The organism is Herbaspirillum sp. B65, assembly GCF_000333555.1.
Taxonomy (GTDB): domain Bacteria; phylum Pseudomonadota; class Gammaproteobacteria; order Burkholderiales; family Burkholderiaceae_D; genus Herbaspirillum; species Herbaspirillum rubrisubalbicans.
The window spans coordinates 1-7,367 of sequence record NZ_BADI01000270.1 but is presented as its reverse complement, the minus strand read 5'-3'; the positions used below and the strand labels follow the sequence as shown (position 1 = coordinate 7,367).

General features: G+C 57.7%; 8 protein-coding genes. All 8 read right to left on the bottom strand.

Translation table 11 applies throughout. The features are described 5' to 3' along the window. Window positions 1–1,331, bottom strand: a 1,331-nt coding sequence (locus I5W_RS07090; protein ID WP_044528701.1) for a terminase large subunit, incomplete at its 3' end; no start/stop codon positions are given. A gap of 43 nt (window positions 1,332–1,374) precedes the next feature. Continuing rightward, window positions 1,375–1,890, bottom strand: coding sequence for a phage terminase small subunit P27 family (locus tag I5W_RS07085; protein ID WP_044528700.1), 516 nt, complete (start codon window positions 1,888–1,890; stop codon window positions 1,375–1,377). A gap of 206 nt (window positions 1,891–2,096) precedes the next feature. Further along, window positions 2,097–2,342: a hypothetical protein gene (locus tag I5W_RS07080; RefSeq protein ID WP_044528699.1), complete on the bottom strand. Its 246-nt coding sequence runs from the start codon at window positions 2,340–2,342 to the stop codon at window positions 2,097–2,099. Then, a complete protein-coding gene (locus I5W_RS07075; protein ID WP_044528703.1) occupies window positions 2,339–2,647 on the bottom strand; it encodes an HNH endonuclease in 309 nt (102 codons plus the stop codon). Before I5W_RS07075 ends, I5W_RS07080 begins: the two co-directional genes overlap by 4 nt. Before the next feature lie 71 nt (window positions 2,648–2,718). Then, window positions 2,719–3,192, bottom strand: coding sequence for a hypothetical protein (locus I5W_RS07070; protein ID WP_044528698.1), 474 nt, complete (start codon window positions 3,190–3,192; stop codon window positions 2,719–2,721). Between the two features lie 1,033 nt (window positions 3,193–4,225). Next, entirely contained in the window at window positions 4,226–6,703 is a 2,478-nt protein-coding gene (locus I5W_RS07060; RefSeq protein ID WP_159106109.1) for a VapE domain-containing protein, read from the bottom strand. A 51-nt stretch (window positions 6,704–6,754) separates the two neighbouring features. After that, window positions 6,755–6,988, bottom strand: coding sequence for a hypothetical protein (locus tag I5W_RS07055; protein WP_044528696.1), 234 nt, complete (start codon window positions 6,986–6,988; stop codon window positions 6,755–6,757). Continuing rightward, window positions 6,988–7,367 (bottom strand): phage regulatory CII family protein (locus I5W_RS07050; RefSeq protein WP_044528695.1); only part of this gene is annotated, 380 nt, incomplete at its 5' end. The genes I5W_RS07055 and I5W_RS07050, both read right to left, overlap by 1 nt.

Here is a 7,367-nt window from a genome sequence, read left to right as displayed (position 1 = left end):
CAGATGCTGAAGTCTTCCAGTCGCCACCGATCACAATGGATCGCTCGTAAGTCGAATGCTGCTGTCAGCGCTGCGGCCCGGTTGAGCACCGCGAGGCGGTCCACCGCCCGGCCCGGCAGCGCTTCCAGGTAACCAGCATCCCGCCAGACCAGATAGGGAACCCGATCTTTCTCGGCTTTGAGGTGCAAGCCATCGCCCGGCAACCAGAAAAACGGGATGATCCGCGTCACAGGATCTTCCGGGATGGGATCAAGGGCCAGTACCAACGCGGTCAAGTCCTGAGTGCTGGACAGATCCAGGCCAGCCACGCCGGCCCGACCGTAATATGCCTCCAGCGGTAGCTTCTCTTCGTCCTGGCAACTGAACCAGATATCAGCCGATATCCAGGGACTGCCTGCCTCCGTCCACTGGCAGAAGTTCAGCCGTCGCACGATGGCCTCTTTCGAGGGCATCCCGCGTGCATCCGTGACCTGCTCGCGCAGATACTTCAGACCAGGAATGCCGACTGACAAGCTTGGGTTCGCCTTCTCCCAACAGCTCTCATCCTTGAATGGATCGTCCCCTTCATCTAGCGAACAGATGAAGGCGAAGAAACCATCGTTCTCCGCGGTTCCGGCTGCGACCTTGCAGCCGTATTCGTGATAGCTCCAGCAGACCGACTGCTTGTCGGTACCGGAGTTGGTGATCATGAAGATCAGCGCCTGCTGCCGACTCTTCGTGCCGGCCCGCATCATCTCGATCACCAGGGGCGACTTGTGCTCATGCACTTCGTCAATCAGGGCCATGTGCGGGCGCGGACCAGACTGGCCATCATCTGCACTGATCGTGCGGAAGAAGCTGGACGTGGCGTGGTACGCCAGATTGAATTCCTTGCCTTTGCTGCCTGAGGTCACCAAGCGCGCAGCCAACTGGGGCGACTGCTCGTACATCGCAATGGCATCCCGGAACAGGATCTGCGCTTGTTCTTTCTTGGTCGCTGCAGCATACACCTCGGCGCGCTGTTCGCGGTCGGCAGTCAGTCCGAAGAGGCCGACGCCGGCCGCGAGCGGCGACTTGCCGCTGCCCTTCGCTGTCTCGATGTAAGCCACACGGAAGCGGCGCAGACCATCCGCGCCCATCCAGCCGAACAAGCTACCGACGACAAAGCACTGCCAGCCGATCAGCAAGAATGGACTGCCCTCGAAGGAGCCACCATTCAGGCAGAGCACCTCTTCGAAGAAGGCGATGGCATGATTGGCCGCCTCCAGATCCCAGCGCAGGCCGCGCTTCTTCCCTTCCTTCAAGTCGCGCAGATGGCGCTTGCACGCGTGCCGCACATCCGGGCCGGCCACCACCTTCCCCTTGACGACGGCACGTGCGTAGTCAGTGGTACGGTCAATCGCCGAAGAACTTGTTCGCGGTTTCCTTGGGCTCATTGGGGAAAAGCTCCCCTTGGGGAGGATTAACGTTCAGGCGCATACGCGCCGATGGGTTCAGGCCGAATGAAGCGCCGGCCGTGCGCATACGATCCTCGGCACGGTTCGATATCTGCATCCAGACGGACATTTGCTTGTAGCCGCTGGGCGTCATCTCGGAAAAACCTTGCTCGCCGAGCTCGGTAATCTTTTCACGGGCGTACTTCCAGTCGCCCCAGGCCTGGCAATACACCGCCAGCTCGGCCCGGTCCACGCGGGACAGCAGGCCCATGACCAGCAAATCAGCGACGATGCGCTGCCATTCTCCGCGAGCATCAGGTGAGAGAAACTCGGGACACTCGGGCGGCGCAGCCGGAGCGACGACCGGTCGGCCGGCGCCAGCCAGTTCAGCCGCGCTTTTTTTACTGCGATTGCCGCCAATCAGATGCAATGCTGCTGGCAGCGGCTTGCGGCCAGAGTTGGAATTGCCAGCCATGATGACCTCCTATGTCGAGATACCCCCCTCCCATATTTCCCGCTCTAACAAAAAACGGGAGGCGAGCGGTGTGGAAGCGGCGCGGCCGGAACTTTCGACCCGCCCCCGCCCTTTTTTATTGCAAAAACGTAACTTTATTGAAAAATTGCAATGTTTGGTGAGCCCGGCCGCAACCCCAGTCCAGGCGGGTCTTTGCGGGCGATGCTCTAGCCCTCGGTAACAGCCAATGCAACTGGCGGCATCGTTCCACCGAACACCACCAGACCGACTGGCTTGCCGGCAACCAGCAAGGCGATCTCTTCTGCACTCGGTTGCCAATACGAGATCACAACTTGTTGGCCGCTGATTTCCGAGCAGGTAACCGGTAATCCATCACAAGCGATACGCTCCTGGTCCCAGCCAGCCGGCGCGCCTAGTACGCCGTTGTTGCTCGGATGTGTGGTGAAGTTCATTTCCGGTTCCAGTGATGGTTTCGATCCAAAGGCAGGCCAGATTCATCGCAGCCGCGCATGACACCACTCTTCTCCAGCTGCTGCTTCACTGAGTCATGGCACGATTTGCAGAGAGACTGGAGGTTCTTAGGGTCGAAGAACTTCTCTTCGTTACCACGGTGCGGTTCGATGTGGTCGACGACAGTCGCGGCGGTCACACGCTTCATGAGTGAGCAGAACCTACACAACGGTTCATTTCTCAACTGATGATGTCGGAGGCGAAACCACTCCTTGGTTCCGTATAATCGCTTGTAGTCAACCGACATCAATGCCGCCGCTAAAAAGGAAGACGAAAAAAAGCCCCTCCTCGGAGGGGCCTTGCTATTGCATTTAGAAACTATAGAAGCGAATTTCCTTTGATCAGCGCATAAGAGATAAGTTTTTTAACACCCGCCAAAATATCCAACACAAGATTCGGGTCTCCTGCGTCCGTCCTAATCCGCATATTCCTGGCATCTACTTCGTCAACACCGACGACATTAGCATTCACCACTTGCGATCCGCCCAAAGTAATCGTATAGGCATAGTGCGTTTGAACAGGATCCGCATCTGCTGAGAGCTGAAATTTAAAATCAACAAAGTATCCATCATCGCGACGGAATCCCGATTGCAGGACTGCTGTAGCTTTGTCAGCACGCATCTCTTGAACTAGACCCTCTAACGTTTCGATGGTCGAATCCAACACGCGCTTCGCGAAGCTAACAAATTCGTCTTGCTGTCGCTGCAGTTCCGCTTCGCGCTCCCGCTTTCGCGACTTTTCTTTTTCGATTTCCTGTGTTGCAAATGCCTTTGCATCGGTATAGAGCGACATAGATTCTCCTAAATTGACTCGAAGATTCTACCAAGTAGCGGAAAAAAAGAAAAAGCCCCTGACCATTGCTAGGCGGGGCTTTTCTTAACTTGGTCGCCAAAATGCCTGCCATAAGGCAGACACTTCAAGGCACGCAAAACGGCGGCGACGTAAATTTGTTGGATGTAACTTTAGTCCCGCGCCTCCAGTTTGACAAGAGCCAGCTGCAAATTTTTTTCAGCTCGTAACCTGGCATCACGAAGATGCGGCCCTCGGACACGGGCCCGGCGGCGGATAACAGATGGAGGTAAGCACCACACATACCAGGCTCTCAGTAGCTCACGCTCGTACTCACTGCCCAACGAGGCGACAGCGCGCTCGACCAACCAACCATCTCTCGTATCTGCACGCCGGCCAGAGTGACGAGCAAGAGAAGTGGCGCCGATATTCTGGTCGGTATTCCGAAGCGCGATGTACTGGCCGACCCATCCTGGCCCATCACCGCCCATAGATCGTCCACCAGGCCGAAGATATTCTCGCCAGTTTTGCAGCCGAGAGAAAAGCACCGGGTCACTACCATCCAAGTCGTCGGCCTGGGTTTCCGCTGGTTGATGGAAATTGTGGAGACCATCAACCATGGCGACCTCCCATCTTGGCTACTGTCCCAGTTGTCCCAGTTGTCCCAGTAAAAAGACAGGGGACGCGCGCACGCGTATACGCGCACGCACGCGCCCTCGCACATGTGCGCGCCAACACACGCACGAGGCAATCCACTGGGACAACTGGGACAGCTGGGACAACCCGCAGTGACAAGCGGGTTTCCGCTGTCCCAGTCATTCCGCCCGACTGGGACACTGGGACAGATTTGGGTGCACTGTCCCAGGTTTGTCCCAGTGAATCGGGATACTGGGACAGCTTAGTAATTACAGGGCTGTCCCAGTCTTGTCCCAGTGAATCGATATACTGGGACAGCCCAGTATTTACGGGCCTGTCCCAGTCCTGTCCCAGTGAATCGGTGTACTGGGACAGAGCAAAATATTCTTGCCGGATGGCCTCAGATAGGATCATCGTCAGCCTCCTCATGAGCACCGGAACCGTTCCCCGCCTCCGGCTCTCCGCGCACATAAATCCAATCGCGATTACCTGCTTTGCTCGGGCCTCGCTTACGAACCCATCCCAACTGCCCCAAGCTACGGCCGACGCGTTGCTGCTCCGGCATCGTCCATTTGGACATATCGAGCTTAAGGATGTTTTGAAGAACATCGGTGACACTGGTTTGCGACTTGCCAAGCAGGCCACTGGCGATGACTTCGGTGAAAGCATCGCTGACGAAGCGTGCCTCTTGCTGCTCGCGGAACAGAGGCACATCGTCAGGCGTTTCCCAATATGGCTCACCGGCCCGGAATGCTACCACGGCCTCCGCCCACAATTGATCCCTGGCAGCAGCAAGCCCGTCAAGATTGATCTCGATGGCTCGAACCGGCCAATAACGGCGGTTGCCGGTTTCATCCTTCAGGTAGACGTATTTGTTCGTGCTCCCCGCAAAAACCTGCTGGCGCGGCACATCGCTGGCCCGCTTGCCATAAAAGTCCCGGTACCGGTCGACATACTGACCGAAGAACTGCTTGGCGGCCTCCGAATCGGCCTTGTTGAAGGAGTCCAGCTCGGCCAGCTCGATAAACCACTTGCCGCGCATGATCGAATAGGTATCCTTATTTTCGAATCGCAGCGGCGCATCGGTGAACCACTCGCCAGCAAGCGTCTTCAGAGCAGTTGACTTCTTCAGCCCCTGAGTGCCTTCGAGGATCAGCACGTTGTCCATTTTGCAGCCTGGCTTGTAAATCCGAGCCACTGCTCCGATCAGGAACTTGCGTGATACCCGGCGCACATACTCCATATCCTCGGCCCCAAGGTAGTCAATCATCCACATCGATAGACGCTCTTTTCCGTCCCACACAAGCGGATCGAGGTAGTCGCGCACCACGTGCCGCGATTGTGCGTCAGCGGCCAACAGCACCCCCTTCATCACCACGTCTTCCCGAGGATGGAAGGAATACTTCCTCTGTATCCACAGAGTCGCACGCAGATCGTCCTTATCGGTCCACTCCCCAATCTCTCCACGCGGAAATGGTGGCGCCTTAGCCTTGACCACCTGGCCGCTGAATTCGTCGTACACAATCACGCCCTCCCAATCGGGAGAGTGGAGCAGGACGTCGACAACATTGCTCAGAACAGGAAGAATCTGCCCTTTGTCATTGCGGACGAGGCGAGCCTCCCAGGTCAGCTCGGAATTCTCATGCTCAGCCTCCATCGGCCCAGTCTCAGAGCAGATCACCTTCTCTGCGGCAGCGGCGTTCGCGACTGGTGCCGCCACCGAACGCGCAAGCTCTTTCTCGGCCTGCGCGGCCTTGACCACCGGCGGCGTGAGCGCACACAGGACTGCAGCAGATAGCTGCTGAGCGCACACATCCAGGCCCTCGACGCAATGAAGGTCGTTCCAATCGGTCCACTTGTTCTCGCCCCGATCTGCAAACTCAGGCGCCACCACCGACGCATTGCCGATCACCAGCGCGGCTTCATGGGCTTTGACCAATCCAGTGTTTTCGTACCGCAAGGTGCGCGTGAATCCATCACCAGCAATGCGAACGTCGATGAACCGGAGTTCGCCTATACCCTGGCACCAACTGGCGGTGACTAGGTATTCCCCATCCTTACCGGGATGCCTACGCTGCTGTCCGTCGATGACCACACCCTCGATACCATACTGCTTCGACAAGTCCCGGGAGACGCGCGGCTCGAAGGAGAAGTCATCATCCGCACAGATGAGGATGTGCGCATCAGGATGCCGTGCTCGGACACCCTGCAGAACCGGTAGCAAGTTCCCCGCGTCGAAGGCAACGAATCCTGGCACGGTATCCTGAAGCGCCATACGCACGCTACGCGCCGTCGCATAGCCTTCGGCAATGAAAAGAACCTTCTCATCCTGGCCGGACTTCCCAATCGGGCAAAATGCCCCAGCCTTTGCCATGCCCTTGTTGAAGGTCTTCGAGCCATCTTCGGCGATCTTCTGCAGACCCACCAGTTCGAGCCCATCACCGGCCTGCTTGAGCATCGGCACCAAAAGCGTTCCGTCAGCCAGAAATCTCAAACCTGGCGTGGTTATCTGCTTGCGCAATGCATAGAACGACTCACCAGCAGTCTCGGCCTCGGCCCATTGCTGGCGCGCGCGGTTGGCCGCATTCTTTGCCCGCTCTTGCTGCCGTTCCCGCTCCAGTACATCCAGCTCGCGCTGGCGGCGCTCCAGATCAGCCCGTTCAGCATCTGAGACATCAGTCCAATCCGCCTCGATTTTGGTCGAGTAGTTATTGGTACCCTGCCAAGTGCCATAAGCGCCGTGGACCGACCAGGAGCCATTGGCCCGCCTGACTTCGTGCAGTACGTACCAGCTTTTCTTCCCTGGCCCAAACCGCCAGATTCGGCCATCAGTGCGTGGATGCCCATCTGGCAGGGCGGGAAGGCCTGCAGCACGCATCTGTCGTACCGCTTGATCTAACGTCGTCAATATTTCTCCCTGCTTCGCCACTTACGGCGCTTGCTTCTGCGCTGCTTTGCGCAATTCATGTTGCTTGAGAATTCGCTGACGCAGATCGGCCACGAACCGATCTGCGTCGGCGACTGCATCCGGCCCCGCCGCCTTTGTCCGCTTCAACCGCATGAGCTCCAGGAACTCGATGCGTGCCGTCTTGGTGGGCATATCGAGGATGTACCGAGCCAAGCAATCCATCTGCCAATCCAGTGAATTGGTATCTGTGGCCATCAGTGCCCCTTGGCGGCTTTCTTTTGCGACTGCACGGCACCATCACGCTCCGCTCGCTGGCGGACTCGCTCGCGCCACTCGCCCAAGGCAGACATACCCTGGGCGAAATTCTTCTCGATCAGATCCAGTTCCTGCGCAGTGATGCGACCATCTTCCAGCGCGACGGAGACAGTCTCGGCGACCTGGCCAATTTCCTTCATCACCCGATAGACGGTGCCTAGTAGCTGCTCATCATCCTGATCGTCGACGTCCGGCATTCGGAAAGCCGCCATGCCGTGGCGTGCATTGAAAGCCTGCAAAGGCTGGAGTGCATCCTTCACCCTCGCCCCTTCGCAAAATTCCAGAACTTCGCTGACTTCCTCGAAGCTCATGCATGGGG

Coding starts and splice junctions, on each gene's coding strand:
- I5W_RS07085 (WP_044528700.1), bottom strand. CDS start 1,890: ATGGCTGGCAATTCCAACTCTGGCCGCAAGCCGCTGCCAGCAGCATTG.
- I5W_RS07055 (WP_044528696.1), bottom strand. CDS start 6,988: ATGGCCACAGATACCAATTCACTGGATTGGCAGATGGATTGCTTGGCT.
- I5W_RS07060 (WP_159106109.1), bottom strand. CDS start 6,703: ATGCGTGCTGCAGGCCTTCCCGCCCTGCCAGATGGGCATCCACGCACT.
- I5W_RS07075 (WP_044528703.1), bottom strand. CDS start 2,647: ATGTCGGTTGACTACAAGCGATTATACGGAACCAAGGAGTGGTTTCGC.
- I5W_RS07070 (WP_044528698.1), bottom strand. CDS start 3,192: ATGTCGCTCTATACCGATGCAAAGGCATTTGCAACACAGGAAATCGAA.
- I5W_RS07080 (WP_044528699.1), bottom strand. CDS start 2,342: ATGAACTTCACCACACATCCGAGCAACAACGGCGTACTAGGCGCGCCG.